This is a genomic window from Comamonas sp. GCA5 (assembly GCF_036541385.1).
Lineage (GTDB): Bacteria > Pseudomonadota > Gammaproteobacteria > Burkholderiales > Burkholderiaceae_C > Comamonas > Comamonas aquatica.
This window is the reverse complement of sequence record NZ_JAZHFR010000011.1, coordinates 44378-57865: the sequence shown is the minus strand read 5'-3', so window position 1 is coordinate 57865 and position 13488 is coordinate 44378. Positions and strand designations below refer to the sequence as shown.

The window sequence follows — 13488 nt, the reverse complement described above, 5'->3', positions numbered from 1 at the left end:
GCATGCAATGCCCAGGGTCGGGACCGGCGATGAAATTGTCAACAGTGGCCGAAGCCATAGAGCTGGGCAGGGTTGTCCTCCAGGATGCGGTCCATGACCGCCGTGGCGCCACACCAGGCCTGCAGCAGGTCCACCAGGTCGGTGTCGTTCACCGTGCCCGGGGCCTCGGTGGTGTGTGGCCAGTCGCTGCCCCACACCAGCCGCTCGGGCGCCGCCTGCACCAGCGCGCGGCCCAGCGGCAGCGTGTCGGCATAGCAGGGGCCGTGCACCGTGGAGCGCATGTAGGCCCCCGAGAGCTTGACCCAGGTGTTGCCACCGTCGAGCAAGCGGCGCAGCACGCCACAGGCCTCGGCGGCCGGCCCCTGGGCCGGGTCGATGCAGCCCAGGTGGTCGATGACCAGCGGCACGGGCAGCGCGGCCAGCACGCTGGCCCACGCCACGATCTGTTCGGGATGCATGAAAACCTGGATGTGCCAGCCCGGCTGGCGCGCCACCTTGCGCGCCAGGGTGGTCAGCATCTCGGGCGTGGTCGCACCCCAGGATTGCGGCGAGACGAAGTTCACGCGCAGGCCGCACACACGGCGCGCGTGCAGGCGGTCGAGCTCGGCATCGCCCACATCCTGGGCCACCACGGCCACACCGCGCGCACCGTCGCCGAACTGGTCCAGCGCATCCAGGGTGCAGGCGTTGTCGGTGCCATAGGTCGAGGGCGTGACCACCACCGTGCGCGATGTGCCCAGGCGCTGCTGCAATTGCCGGTAAGCCGCCACCGGGGCCACCGGCGGCGTGCGTGGCCAATGCGGCGACGGTGCAAAACGCGCATCAAAGATGTGCATGTGGCTGTCGCAGGCCCGCGCAGGCAGCGCGCGCGATGGCCGGTTGACGCCGACCGAATGCGGCACGGGAGCGGAAAGATCAGGCAAGGTCATCCGTATTCAGCGGCAAAGAGGGTTGAGGGGCACCCGTCGCAGGCATGGGGCATGCGACGTGCCCACTGCCCGCCGGCGCCCAGCCAGGGTCGCCCTGCAGCCAAGGCGCCCTCCCCTCGCCCGTCGCGCGCAACGCGTCGACAGCGGGGGACGGCCCGCAGGGCCCCAAGGTGCGCCAGTCAGTCCAGCTTGATCTGGCCCTTGCGCACCACCTCGCCCCATTTGACCTCTTCCTGCCGCAGGAAGGTGGCGAAGTCGGCGGGGCTCGACCCCACGGCCTGGGCGCCCAGGTCTGACAGGCGCTGTTTCACCTCGTCTTCCTTCAGCACGTCAACCAGGGTCTGCTGCAGCTTGGCGACCACGGGCGCGGGCGTGCCGGTCGGCAGGAACACCCCGTTCCACTCGTAGGCCTCATAGCCGGGGATCGCGGCCTCGGCGACGGTCGGCACCTCGGGCAGGCGCTTGGAACGCTCGGGGGCCGACACGGCCAGCGCGCGCAGCTTGCCCCCGGCAATCAGCGGATAGGTGGCCGCCACGGTGCCGAACATGAAATCCACCTGCCCCCCCATCACATCGGCGATGGCCGGGCCGCCGCTCTTGTAGGGCACGTGCACCATGTCCAGGTTGAGCTTCTGGCGGAACAGCTCCGCCGCCAGGCGCTGCACGGTGCCGCTGCCGCCGGAGGCGAAGTTCAGCTTGCCCGGCTCGGCCTTGGCCTTGGCGATCAGGTCGTTCACGTTCTTGAACGGCGAGTCGGCCTTCACGATCAGCGCATTGGGCGCCAGCAGCACCAGCGACAGCGGCTGCAGCGCGTTCGCCGCATACGGCATCTTGGGGAACAGGTGCGGGTTGATGGAGTGCGGCGTGGCGTCGTACAGCATGGTGTAGCCATCGGCGGGGGCCTTGGCAACAAAGCCCGCGCCAATCGTGCCGCTGGCGCCGGCCTTGTTGTCCACGATCACGCTGGTGCCCAGCTTGGCGCCCATGCGCGTGGCAATCACGCGGGCCACGGCGTCGGCCGCCCCACCGGGGGCATAGGGCACGACCATGGTGATGGTGCGCTCGGGGAAGGCGGCGTGCGCCAGCGTGGCCGCCAGGGCACAGGCGGCGATGAGGGGTCGGATGAATCGGGGCATGGTGGGTGTCTCCTGGTTGTAAAAATGCAAGCACGGGCCGCAGGGGGCCGGACTCAGTCGGCCTTGAGGTCCAGCGCGCGGGCGATCTGGGTGTAGGTGGCGACTTCGCGTTCGACCTGGCTGGCAAAGGCCGGGCCGCAGGTGGCGTCGGCCTCCAGCCCCAGGCCCCGCAGCTTCTCGACGGTGGCGGCGCTGCCGGCGAAGTCGCGCACCACCTGCTCCAGTTGCTGCGCAATCGGGGCCGGCAGGCCGGCGGGGGCCAGCACGCCATACCAGGCATCGGCCGCATATTGGCCGCCGCCCGACTCGGCGAAGGTCGGCACCTCGGGCAGCAGGGCCGAGCGCTTGGGCGAGGCCACGGCCAGTGCCGTGAGCTTGCCACTGCGGATCTGCGGCAGCACCGACCCCAGCGTGGCGAACGAGCTGTCGAGCTGCCCGCCCATCAGGTCGGTGACCACCGGCGCCGCGCCCTTGTACGGCACGTGGTTCAGCTGCAGGTGGTTGGCCCGCGCGAACATCTCCGTGGCGAAGTGGCCAGAGCTGCCCACGCCCGCCGTGCCGGCGGTGGTGCGGCCCGGTTCCTTGCGCGCACGGGCCATGTAGTCGGTCAGCGATTTCACCGGCAGGCCGGGCCCCACCACCAGCACCGTGGGGCTGGTGGCCACCGTGCACAGCGGCTTGAACGATGTCACCGCATCGAATTTCACCCGCCCGCTGTACAGGCCCGGGATCATCGTGTGGTTGGTCGCCCCGAACAGCAGCGTGTAGCCGTCGGCCGGGGCGCTGGCCACCGCCTGCGCCGCCAGGATGGTGTTGGCGCCGGGCTTGTTGTCGACGATGAAGGTCTGCCCCAGGGCACGGCTGGCATGGTCGGCAAAGGCGCGGGCCACCACGTCGGTGGGCCCCCCGGCCGCAAAGCCCACCACCAGCTTGACCGGCTTGGCCGGGTAGGTGGCGGCCTGCGCGAAACCGCCCGCAGACGCTATCGATAGTGCAGCTACCAGCGCTTGATAGATAAGCGCCAGAGGCTGTTTTGGCTTGAAAGCACGAAGCATGGATGTCTCCTGTCCCGGGCTGCGCAGACGGCAGCCTCTGGTGGTGGAAAGGTGCCGGATGCGGTGCCCGGCCCCTGGATTCCTGCGGGGCCCCCGCTCACCGGGGCCCCGCAGGCGGTGCCGCTCAGGTCGGCGCTGCCGCGGGCGTGCGCGCCAGCACGGCCAGCAGGTTCTGCGCGGCACCCACGCCCATGTTGACGTAGGCATCGCTGGTCACGCCACCGATGTGGGGGCTGAGGATGAAGTGCGGCTCGCCCTGGAACGGGTGGCCGGCCGTCATCGGCTCCACCGCAAAACTGTCCAGGCCGGCGGCCATCACCTGGCCGGAACGCACGGCGTCCAGCAGGGAGGCTTCGTCGATCAGGCCGCCGCGTGCCGTGTTCACCACGATCACGCCGCGCTTGCATTGCGCCAGCGTGGCGGCATTCAGCATGCCGCGGTTCTCGTCGGTCAGCGGGCAGTGCAGCGAAATGGCATCGGCCTCGCGCCAGATCGTGGCCAGGTCCACGCGCTGCACGTAGTCGGGCAGGTTCTTGGCGAACGGGTCGAAGCCGATCACGCGCATGCCCAGCGCGTCGGCCATCTTGGCAAAGCGCAGGCCGATGGCGCCCAGACCCACCAGGCCCACGGTGCGGCCACCGAGCTCCAGGCTCTTGTGCGTGGCCTTGTCCCAGTGGCCGGCGTGCATGCGCGCATCGAGCTGCACCACCGACTTGGCGCAGGCCAGCAGCAGGGCCAGGGCCTGTTCGGCCACGGCCGCCGCGTTGGCGCCCGCAGCCGCCACCACCGCGATGCCGCGCGCCTGGGCCGCCACCTTGTCGATGGTGTCGGTGCCGCTGCCATGTTTGGAGATCACTTTCAGCGACGGTGCCACGTCCATGATCGACGCGCCCACCTTGCCGTAGCGCACGATGATGGCCACGGGGTCGTGCTGCTGGGCCAGCGCGACCAGATCGTCTTCGGTCGGCGTCTTGCCGGCATAAACGACTTCGTAGCCGGTGAGCAGGTCCAGCGCCTGCTGCGCCAGGTCGGCGCCGGTGACGATGATGGTGCCGGCGCTCACAGCGATTCCCCTTCCTTGAGCACGCCGGCGGCGCGCAGCGCGGCGGGCAGCCACTTGGAGGCCGTGTCGCCGCGGGCAATCGCTTCGATGCGTGCGGCCTCGTCGGCCACCTTCTTGTCGGCCAGGGCCATCATGGCGGGCGCCTTGGCGCGTTCGATCACGACCACGCCATCGGCATCGCCGACCACCAGGTCACCGGGGTTCACCACGGTGCCGCCGGCCGAGATGGGGTGGTTGATGCGACCGGGCACGTACTTGGTGGGACCGGCGGGGTTGAAGCCGGCGCTGAACACGGGGAAGTCCAGGTCCAGGATTTCCAGCTTGTCGCGAATGGCACCGTCGACGATCACGCCGGCCAGGCCGATTTTCTTGCAGGCGCTGAGCATCAGCGTGCCCATCAGGGCCGCCGTCTGGTCGCCCTTGCCGTCGATCACCAGCACGTCGCCGGGCTTGGCCAGCGCGATGGCGGCGTGGATCATGAGGTTGTCGCCGGGGCGCACTTCGACGGTGAAGGCGGGGCCGGCCACCTTCATGTCCTGGTGCACGGGGGTCACGCGGGCGTGCATGGTGCCGCGGCGGCCGGCCACGTCGGCCAGGATGGCGGCCTGGAAGCTGCTGGCCTTGGCGACGACATCGGCGCTGACGCGCTCGATGTCACGGATGACTTCGGGAAGTTGGCTCATGGTGATTCAATCCGGTTGAGGAAGCGAAAGAGAAAACAAAGGTGTGGGGACCGCCGGGGCGACATCACCGTGGCCGCCATCGGGGCCTGGGGGTGGCGGCACCGAAGGGCGCGGCCACCACGCGTTGCAGACCGTTGGAACACCACACCGGGGGTGGCCATCGCCCTGCCATACCTGCGTCGGGCATGGCCACGCCTGCGTGCGACCTCTGGCGATCTCCACGGGCAGGCGGTGGGGTGGTGCGGCCTCAGTTCAGGCTGGCGCCCGAGTCCTTGACGATCTTGGCCCAGCGCGGCACTTCGGCTTGCAGCAGCTGGCCGAAGTCCTTGGTGCTGCCGCCGAGGACATCGCCGCCTTCCGAGCGCAATTTCTCGGCGACGTCCGGCTCGGCCAGGGCGGCGTTGATGGCGGTGTTCAGCTTTTGCACCACCGCGTCGGGGGTGCCTGCCGGCGCCAGGATGCCGAACCAGGTGATGGCCTCGAAGTTCTGGCTGCCCGATTCGGACATGGCCGGGGTCGAGGGCAACTGGCCCGAGCGCTGCTTGGAGGTGACCATCAAGGGGTGCAGCTTTTCGTTGCGCACCTGACCGATCAGCGAGGGGATCGAGCCCACGAACAGATCAATCTGCCCGCCAGACAAATCCGTGATCGCCTGCGCAATCCCCTTGTAGGGAATGTGGCGCAGCTTGATGCCGGTGGCCTGCTCCACCTGCGTCACCGCCAGGTGGGCCACCGTGCCGTTGCCCGCATAGCCCACGGTGACCACGTCCGGCTTGGCCTTGGCGAGCTTGAGCACTTCGGCCATCGACTTGAAGGTGGTGCCCGCGCCACTGACCATCAGGATGGGCGAGGACGACACCAGGGCCACGGGCACCAGGTCCTTCAGCGGGTCATAGGGCAGCTTCTTGTACAAGGCCGGGTTGATGGCCAGATTGCTGGTCTGGCCCATGACCAGGGTGTAGCCGTCGGGCATGGACTTGGCGGCGGCATCCACCCCCAGGTTGCCCCCGCGCCGGGGCGGTTGTCGACGACGATGTTCCAGCTGGTTTTCTCGGTGATTTTTTGCGCCACGGAACGCGCAATCATGTCCGTGCCGCCACCGGGCGGGAAAGGCACGATCAGGCGGATGGGCTTGGCCGGGTAGGCGGCTTGCGCCTGCGCACCCACTGCGGCCGTGGCCAGCAGGGTGGCGCCGAACACCCAGGTGCACAGGCGTGCCGGGGTGGAAAGGACTCGTTTCGTGATGGTCATGCGTTGTCTCCGTCTTGTGTTTTGGAATGTCCGCCCGGTCTTTGCGCCAGGTGGTGCACGACTGTAGAAAAAAGTTTCGCTGCGTACAATGACGTTTCGAGCAGCGAAACCAATTGCATCATGAGCAACCCCATCCACCGCCGCACACCGCCCCGCGCTGACGCGTCCTCGGCCCAGGGCCTGCCCTCCCCAGGAGCCCTGCCGGGCGATGCCGATGACAACCAGCCCCCCTCGACCGGCAGCGTGACGGCAGTCCTGCGCGCGATGCAGGTGCTGGATGCTTTTGCCCTGGGAGAGTCCCACCTGCCGCTGACCGAACTCAGCCGTCGCTGCCAGTTGCACAAGACCACGGTGCTGCGCATCGCCCGCACCCTGGCCCTGTCGGGCTATCTGGTGCAGCGCGAGGACGGGGACTGGCGCCTGGGCCCTGCGGCAGGCTGGCTGGGCGCACGCTACCAGGCCGGCTTCGACGTGCAGAACGTGCTGGAACCTGCGCTGCGCGCCCTGACCCTGGCCAGCGGAGAAAGTGCCGCGTTCTATGTCCGGGAAGGGAATGTGAGAACCTGCCTGGTGCGTGTCGAAGGTCCCCAGGCCTTGCGCCACCATGCCCGCATGGGCGAAGGCCTACCGCTGGACCGGGGATCACCCGGACGCGTGATCCTGGCCTTTTCCGGGGAGCCCGGCGAGCTGTACGAAGACATCCGCCAGCGCGGCTATCACTGGTCCATCGGCGAGCGTGAACAAGGGGTGGCCACCATTTCCGCCCCGGTTTTCGGCAAGCACTGGCGGCTGCTGGGATCGGTGTGCGTGTCAGGTCCGGCCTCACGCCTGTCGCAGCAAAGGCTGGAGGAGATCGCGCCGACGGTAATTGCGGCGGCCAATCAACTGTCCTACGAACTGGCCGGCAACACCGGCACGACCACCACGCCGGCCAGGGTCAGCCATTGGCACCCGTGACCCCTTGATGGGGTATCGCCGCGCGCACTGCGGCAAGTTCCAAGGGCACCGGTGGGCGTAGGCCATGCAGGTGCAGGCGCCTCCGCGAGCCCCCATGTTCGTCGGAACCGGCTGCGGGCCGTTGGTCCCCCCGAAAGCCTGGCAATCACAGCCTATGGCGACTTCATCCCCAGCCGCTTGGCCAGTTTGTGCAGGTTGCTGGGATCGAGCTCCAGCGCACGCGCGGCCTGTGCCCATTGGCCGTGGCAGGCCTGCAGCGCCTGCCGGATGGCGGCACGCTGCGCCTCATCCACCACCATGCGCAGGGAGAGCCCCGGTGCCACCGGGGGCACGACGGAAGGCAGGTCCGAGGGCAGCTGGGGCTGGACATCCAGCCCCAGCCAGTCGGCTTCCAGCGTGACGATCTCGCTGCGCTGCGCGCCGTGGCTCAGCGCCTTGAGTGCAGCACGGCTGATGACGTGCTCCAGCTCGCGCACATTGCCGGGCCAGGGGTAGCGGCGCATGGCGTCTTCGGCCGATGCCGACAGCCGCAGACTGCGCAGGCCCAGGCGGGCGCGGTTGAGCTCGGCAAAGAAGCCCGCCAGCAGCAGCACATCGTGGCCGCGCTCGCGCAGTGGCGGAATCGGCACCGGGTAGACCGACAGCCGGTGGTACAGATCGGCGCGAAAACTGCCCTCCTGCACCCGCTCCTGCAGATTGCGATTGGTGGCGGCGATGATGCGCACATCCACCTTGCGCGGGCGGTCCGCGCCCAGGCGCTGGATTTCGCCGTTCTGCAGAGCCCGCAACAGCTTGGCCTGGATGGACAGGGGCAGCTCCCCCACCTCATCCAGGAACAGGGTGCCGCCCTCCGCGGCCTCGAAGCGTCCGGGACGGTCGGTGATCGCCCCCGAGAACGCACCGCGCGCGTGGCCGAACAGCTCGCTCTCGGCCAGGGCCTCGGGCAGCGCCGCGCAATTCACGTGCACCAGGGGCCTAGCGCTGCGGCGTGACATCTGGTGCAGGCGCCGGGCAAATAGCTCCTTGCCCACCCCGGTCTCGCCAAGCAGCAGCACGGGCAGCTCCGTGTCGGCCACCACCTGCAGCTCCTTAAGCAAGCGCTGCAGGGCTGGGCTGTCACCGATGATCTCGCCCTCGGGACGTGCCACCAGGCTTTCCGCCACCGTCCCCGCCGACTGGCGCGCACCGCGCAGCGCCGTCTCCAGCCGGGTCACGCGCACGGCGGCCTCGATCAGGGGCACCAGCTGCTCCAGGTCGCGCACGGCCTTGCCCGCAAAGGTGCCCACAGTCAATGCGTCCAGCGTCAACACGCCCCAGCACTGGCCCTCGACCTCCAGCGTCACGCCCATGCAGTCGTGCACATCCAGGGGCTGGCCCGCCTGCTCGATCACCAGGCCATCGTAGGGGTCCGGCAGGCTGCTGTCATGCGCAAAGCGCACCACTTCGCCCGCACGCTTGAGCAGGGTCGCCAGGCGCGGGTGGTCGGCAATCGGAAAGCGCCGCCCCAAGGCGTCGCGCGACAGCCCCTCCACCGCCACGGGCCGCAGGCTGCTGGTTTCCTTGTCCAGGCCCAGCAGTGCCACGGCCCCGCAGCCGAAATGCATGCGCAGCAGCTCGACCATGCGCTGCAGACGCACGGCAATCGGCAACTCCATGGAGAGATCGGTCAGCAACAAAGCGTGCAGAGGATTCATGGTGAAAACTACCTTTCGCGGGTTGTTTCAACCCTAAGGCATCAGGGTAGTTACGACCTTGATCCATGTAAACATTTGTTTTTGTTTCATTTTTTTCTGGCCTGTTCCATGCATGGATCCGGGTGACGGCAAATCCGCCCTCACCTCTCGGAGATATTCACCATGAAACAGCTCTCTCTGAATGCACTTTCTCTGGCCCTGTGCGCACTGACCCTGGCAGGTACCGCCCCCGTGCTGCAGGCCGCCCCCAACCAGGCTCAACCCGCGGCCTCGGCGGCCAAGGCCCCGCAGGCCGTCAAGCGCTTTGTGCTGCACACCAATGTGGTGGACGGCAAGATGGTCTACGTGGATGACAAGGGAGTGGTCAACCCCACCTTGCATGTGGCCGTAGGCGACACCGTGGAGATCGAGCTGTTCAGTGGCGAAGGCGCGGAGCACGACTTCATCATTGACGAGCTGGGGGTGGCTTCGCCCAAGTTCAGCGCCACCCAGAAGCAAAAGCTGCGCTTCCAGGTCACCCAGGCCGGGGAATTCCAGTACTACTGCTCCATCCCGGGCCACCGGCAGGTGGGCATGTTCGGCACCCTCAAGGTGTCTGGGGAGTCGCTGCCGGCCGCCACCGCCAGCAGCAACGCGGCCGTGGCGCTGTATGCCCCTGCAGCCACCCCGCTCCGGGCCGCAGACCCCGCGGCCGTGGACATTGCCGCCGACCCGAACAAGCTGCCCGCCCCTATGGCTGCGCATGCGCCTCGGGTCCAGAAGGTGCGCCTGGAAACCGTGGAACTGCCCGGCAAGCTGGACGACGACACCAGCTTCACCTACTGGACCTTCAACCGCCAGGTACCCGGGCCGATGCTGCGTGCCCGCATCGGTGACACGATCGAGCTGACGCTGGCCAATTCCAAGGACAGCAAGGCCATCCACTCCATCGACCTGCACGCCGTGACCGGGGGACACGGTGGGGGTGCAGACACCCAGGTCGCCCCCGGCCAGGAAAAGACCATCACCTTCAAGGCCCTGCACGCCGGCCTGTTCGTCTACCACTGCGCCACGCCGCTGGTGCCGCAGCACATTGCGGCCGGCATGTACGGAATGATCCTGGTCGAGCCCGAACAAGGCCTGCCCAAGGTGGACCGCGAGTTCTATGTGATGCAGGGCGACATGTACACCCAGCGCCCGATTGGCGCCAAGGGGCACCAGGAGGTGGACCTGCAGAAGATGTCCGATGAACTGCCCAGCTACTACGTCTTCAACGGCGCCGTGGGCGCCCTCAGCAAGACGCACAAGATGCAGGCCAAGGTGGGCGAGACCGTGCGCATCTACTTCGGGGTCGGCGGCCCCAACAAGGTGTCCTCCTTCCACGTAATTGGCGAGGTGTTCGACAAGGTCTACAGCGAAGCCGCCCTGAACACCATCAAGCACAGCGTGCAGACCACCCTGGTCGCCCCCGGTGGCGCGACCATCGTGGAACTGAAGATGGACCACCCCGGCAGCTACCTGCTGGTGGACCACGCCCTGTCACGCACCGGCAAGGGCGCCGTCGGTGTGCTCGAAGTCACCGGCGACAGCACCCCTGGCGTCTACCACTCCGGCGCGCTCTGACCCTGCGCAGCGCGCCATATCACCGGCAGCCCCGGCACGGGGCTGCCTTCCCCCCTCCGACACCTTGATGAGGACACCCTCCATGTCTTACCTGGAACAATCCCTGGGCCAGCTGCCGCCGCATTCCTGGTGCCACCGGCTTGTTCGATGCCCACCAGCTGGATTTCTGCTGCGCGGGCAACCGCAGCCTGCGCACCGCCACACAAAGCCTGGGCATCGATCCCCAGCCATTGGTGGAGGCGCTGCAAGCGCTGGAGCAGCGCGCCGCCCCCGAGCCGGCCCAAGACTGGAGCAGCGCCAGCGATGCGCAGCTGATCGCGCACCTGCTGGTGCGCTACCACGCCGTGCACCGCGAACAGCTGCCCGAGCTGATCCGCCTGGCGCGCCGCGTGGAGCAGGTGCATGGTGACCGCGAGGACTGCCCGAATGGCCTGGCCGACCACCTGGAGGCCATGGCCCAGGAACTGGACAGCCACATGCGCAAGGAAGAGCTGGTGCTGTTCCCGATGATCACGCAGGGCCGCGGCGGCATGGCCAACATGCCGATCGCCGCCATGCGCGCCGAGCACGACGACCATGGCAGCGAGCTGCGCCGCCTGGATGCGCTGACCCAGGGCATCACCCCGCCGCGCGACGCCTGCACCACCTGGCGCGCGCTCTACACCGGCCTGCGCAGCTTCCGCGACGACCTGATCCAACACATCCACACCGAAAACAACATCCTGTTCGAGCGCTTCGCGCCCGCACAGGTGCTGTGAACATTGATTGGGAGGCTCCACCATGGGTCCGTACAAAAAGCACTGGTTCACCCTGATCGGCCTGTGCATCGTGATGTTTTCGCTGCTGGGCTACCTGGGTGCCGACATCTACCGCGCCGCGCCGCCCATTCCCGCCCAGGTGGTCACCGCCCAGGGGCACAAGCTCTTTGGCCAGGACGACATCCTGGATGGCCAGACCGCGTGGCAGTCGGTGGGGGGCATGCAACTGGGCTCCATCTGGGGCCACGGTGCCTACCAGGCACCCGACTGGACGGCCGACTGGCTGCACCGCGAGCTGAGCGCCTGGCTGGAGATGGCCGCACAGGAGCGCCACCACAAGCCCTACGGCGATCTGGACGTGGGCGCCCAGGCCGCGCTGCGCGCCGAACTGCAGGCCGAGTACCGTGGCAACCGCGTAGGGGCCGACGACACACTGACCGTCAGTGAGCGCCGTGCCCAGGCCATGGCCCAGACGGCGACCTACTACGACCAGCTGTTCTCCGACGCTCCCGCCCTGCGCGGCAGCCGCGAGAGCTTCGCCATGAAGGAAAACACCCTGCCCAGCGCCGAACGCCGGGCACAGATGACCAAGTTCTTCTTCTGGACCGCGTGGGCCGCCGCCACCGAGCGCCCCAACAGCAAGGTCACCTACACCAACAACTGGCCGCACGAGCCACTGATCGGCAACGTGCCCAGCAGCGAGAACGTGGTCTGGTCGATTGCCAGCGTGGTCATCCTGCTGGCCGGCGTGGGCTTCCTGGTCTGGGGCTGGTCCTTCCTGCGCCACCAGGACGGTGAGGACACGGCCGCACCGGCCCAGGACCCGCTGACCCGCTTTGCCCTCACGCCCTCGCAGCGGGCCCTGGGCAAATACCTGCTGCTGGTGGCCGGCCTGTTCATCTTCCAGGTGATGCTGGGGGGCTTCACCGCGCACTACACGGTGGAAGGCCAGGAGTTCTACGGCATCGACGTGTCGCAGTGGTTCCCCTACTCGCTCACCCGCACCTGGCACATCCAGAGCGCCCTGTTCTGGATCGCCACGGGCTTCCTGGCGCTGGGCCTGTTCCTGGCGCCGGTGATCAACGGCGGCAAGGACCCCAAGTTCCAGAAGCTGGGCGTGGACGTGCTGTTCTGGGCGCTGGTCTTGGTCTGCGTCGGCTCCTTCGTGGGCAACTACCTGGCCATCGCCCAGATCATGCCGCCGGAGTGGAACTTCTGGCTGGGCCACCAGGGCTACGAATTCGTGGACCTGGGGCGCTTCTGGCAAATCCTGAAATGGGTGGGCATGCTGCTGTGGCTGGTGCTGATGCTGCGCGGCGTGCTGCCGGCACTGCTGGCCCGCAATGGTGAAGACAAGAACCTGTTGGCCCTGCTGACCTGCTCGTGCGGTGCCATCGGCCTGTTCTACGGCGCGGGCCTGTTCTACGGCGAGCGCACCAGCCTGACCATCATGGAGTACTGGCGCTGGTGGGTGGTGCACCTGTGGGTCGAGGGCTTCTTCGAAGTCTTCGCCACCACCGGCCTGGCCTTCGTCTTCTCCAGCATGGGACTGGTGTCGCGCCGCATGGCCACCACCGCCAGCTTGGCCTCGGCCTCGCTGTTCCTGCTGGGCGGCATTCCGGGCACTTTCCACCACCTGTACTTTGCCGGCACCACCACCCCGGTCATGGCCGTAGGGGCCGCCTTCAGCGCGCTGGAAGTGGTGCCCCTGATCGTGCTGGGCCATGAGGCCTGGGAGAACTGGCGCCTGCAACGCCGTGCGCCCTGGATGCAGCAGGTGAAATGGCCGCTGATGTGCTTCGTGGCCGTGGCCTTCTGGAACATGCTGGGTGCCGGAGTGTTCGGCTTCATGATCAACCCGCCCATCTCGCTGTACTACGTGCAGGGTCTGAACACCACGCCGCTGCACGCCCATGCCGCGCTGTTCGGGGTGTATGGCTTCCTGGCCCTGGGCTTTACCTTGATGGTGCTGCGCTATGTGCGCCCGCAACTGGTGTTCAGCGAAGGTCTGATGAAAACCGCCTTCTGGTGCCTCAACGGTGGCCTGGTGCTGATGATCGCCACCAGCCTGCTGCCCATCGGCATCCTGCAGTTCCACGCCAGCGTGAGCGAAGGCCTGTGGTGGGCTCGCAGCGAAGCTTTCATGCAGCAGCCTTTGCTGGAAACGCTGCGCTGGGTGCGCACCTTCGGTGACGTGGTGTTCATCGTCGGTGCCGTGGCCATGGCCTGGCAGGTGGTCAGCGGCGTGCGCGGGACCTCGGCCGCCTCGCACCCCAGCGCCACCGTCATTCCGGCGAAATAACAACGATGGAAAGAAAGACCGCGCGTGCGCCCTCCTGGGGGTGCACGCGGCAGAAGGA

10 protein-coding genes and 1 pseudogene are annotated in these 13488 nt (G+C 67.9%); 4 read left to right on the top strand and 7 right to left on the bottom strand.

What is annotated here, in order from left to right; all coding sequences use genetic code 11:
* Positions 1 to 38: 38 nt before the first annotated feature.
* The 6 genes and pseudogenes from SJH88_RS04640 to SJH88_RS04615 all read right to left on the bottom strand — a co-directional run bounded on the left by SJH88_RS04640 (position 39) and on the right by SJH88_RS04615 (position 6117).
* Positions 39 to 929: an amidohydrolase family protein gene (locus tag SJH88_RS04640; protein WP_274753728.1), complete on the bottom strand. Its 891-nt coding sequence runs from the start codon at positions 927 to 929 to the stop codon at positions 39 to 41.
* Positions 930 to 1108: 179 nt separating this feature from the next.
* Complete coding sequence (locus tag SJH88_RS04635) at positions 1109 to 2065, bottom strand: tripartite tricarboxylate transporter substrate binding protein (protein WP_274753727.1); 957 nt, start codon at positions 2063 to 2065, stop codon at positions 1109 to 1111.
* 53 nt (positions 2066 to 2118) lie between these two features.
* A complete protein-coding gene (locus SJH88_RS04630) occupies positions 2119 to 3120 on the bottom strand; it encodes a Bug family tripartite tricarboxylate transporter substrate binding protein (protein WP_274753726.1) in 1002 nt (333 codons plus the stop codon).
* Between the two features lie 124 nt (positions 3121 to 3244).
* Positions 3245 to 4183, bottom strand: a complete 939-nt coding sequence (locus SJH88_RS04625) for an NAD(P)-dependent oxidoreductase (protein ID WP_274753725.1) — start codon at positions 4181 to 4183, stop codon at positions 3245 to 3247.
* Positions 4180 to 4866, bottom strand: a complete 687-nt coding sequence (locus tag SJH88_RS04620; protein ID WP_274753724.1) for an RraA family protein — start codon at positions 4864 to 4866, stop codon at positions 4180 to 4182. The genes SJH88_RS04625 and SJH88_RS04620 overlap by 4 nt, the downstream gene beginning before the upstream one ends.
* Before the next feature lie 247 nt (positions 4867 to 5113).
* Positions 5114 to 6117 (bottom strand): annotated as a pseudogene (locus tag SJH88_RS04615) (tripartite tricarboxylate transporter substrate binding protein).
* A 120-nt stretch (positions 6118 to 6237) separates the two neighbouring features.
* Here SJH88_RS04615 and SJH88_RS04610 point away from each other — a divergent pair.
* Positions 6238 to 7074 (top strand): IclR family transcriptional regulator, encoded by an 837-nt coding sequence (locus SJH88_RS04610; protein ID WP_274753723.1) that lies wholly within the window; start codon positions 6238 to 6240, stop codon positions 7072 to 7074.
* A gap of 152 nt (positions 7075 to 7226) precedes the next feature.
* Here SJH88_RS04610 and norR read toward each other — a convergent pair whose 3' ends face one another.
* Positions 7227 to 8768: a nitric oxide reductase transcriptional regulator NorR gene (gene norR, locus SJH88_RS04605; RefSeq protein ID WP_042414886.1), complete on the bottom strand. Its 1542-nt coding sequence runs from the start codon at positions 8766 to 8768 to the stop codon at positions 7227 to 7229.
* A 162-nt stretch (positions 8769 to 8930) separates the two neighbouring features.
* Between norR and nirK the strand changes: the two genes are divergently transcribed.
* The 3 genes from nirK (at position 8931) to SJH88_RS04590 (ending at position 13430) form a co-directional block, all read left to right on the top strand.
* Positions 8931 to 10370 carry a copper-containing nitrite reductase gene (nirK, locus tag SJH88_RS04600; RefSeq protein ID WP_042414889.1) on the top strand — a complete coding sequence of 480 codons (1440 nt, stop codon included), beginning with the start codon at positions 8931 to 8933 and terminating at the stop codon, positions 10368 to 10370.
* 140 nt (positions 10371 to 10510) lie between these two features.
* Positions 10511 to 11128, top strand: coding sequence for an iron-sulfur cluster repair protein YtfE (gene ytfE / locus SJH88_RS04595; protein WP_331699174.1), 618 nt, complete (start codon positions 10511 to 10513; stop codon positions 11126 to 11128).
* A gap of 22 nt (positions 11129 to 11150) precedes the next feature.
* Positions 11151 to 13430 carry a nitric-oxide reductase large subunit gene (locus SJH88_RS04590; protein WP_274753722.1) on the top strand — a complete coding sequence of 760 codons (2280 nt, stop codon included), beginning with the start codon at positions 11151 to 11153 and terminating at the stop codon, positions 13428 to 13430.
* The last annotated feature ends 58 nt before the right edge of the window (positions 13431 to 13488 follow it).

Bases quoted from the DNA above. Each gene is read 5' to 3' on its own strand.
- SJH88_RS04640 (WP_274753728.1), bottom strand. From the start codon at position 929: ATGACCTTGCCTGATCTTTCCGCTCCCGTGCCGCATTCGGTCGGCGTC.
- SJH88_RS04590 (WP_274753722.1), top strand. From the start codon at position 11,151: ATGGGTCCGTACAAAAAGCACTGGTTCACCCTGATCGGCCTGTGCATC.
- norR (WP_042414886.1), bottom strand. From the start codon at position 8,768: ATGAATCCTCTGCACGCTTTGTTGCTGACCGATCTCTCCATGGAGTTG.
- SJH88_RS04635 (WP_274753727.1), bottom strand. From the start codon at position 2,065: ATGCCCCGATTCATCCGACCCCTCATCGCCGCCTGTGCCCTGGCGGCC.
- SJH88_RS04610 (WP_274753723.1), top strand. From the start codon at position 6,238: ATGAGCAACCCCATCCACCGCCGCACACCGCCCCGCGCTGACGCGTCC.
- SJH88_RS04620 (WP_274753724.1), bottom strand. From the start codon at position 4,866: ATGAGCCAACTTCCCGAAGTCATCCGTGACATCGAGCGCGTCAGCGCC.
- SJH88_RS04630 (WP_274753726.1), bottom strand. From the start codon at position 3,120: ATGCTTCGTGCTTTCAAGCCAAAACAGCCTCTGGCGCTTATCTATCAA.
- nirK (WP_042414889.1), top strand. From the start codon at position 8,931: ATGAAACAGCTCTCTCTGAATGCACTTTCTCTGGCCCTGTGCGCACTG.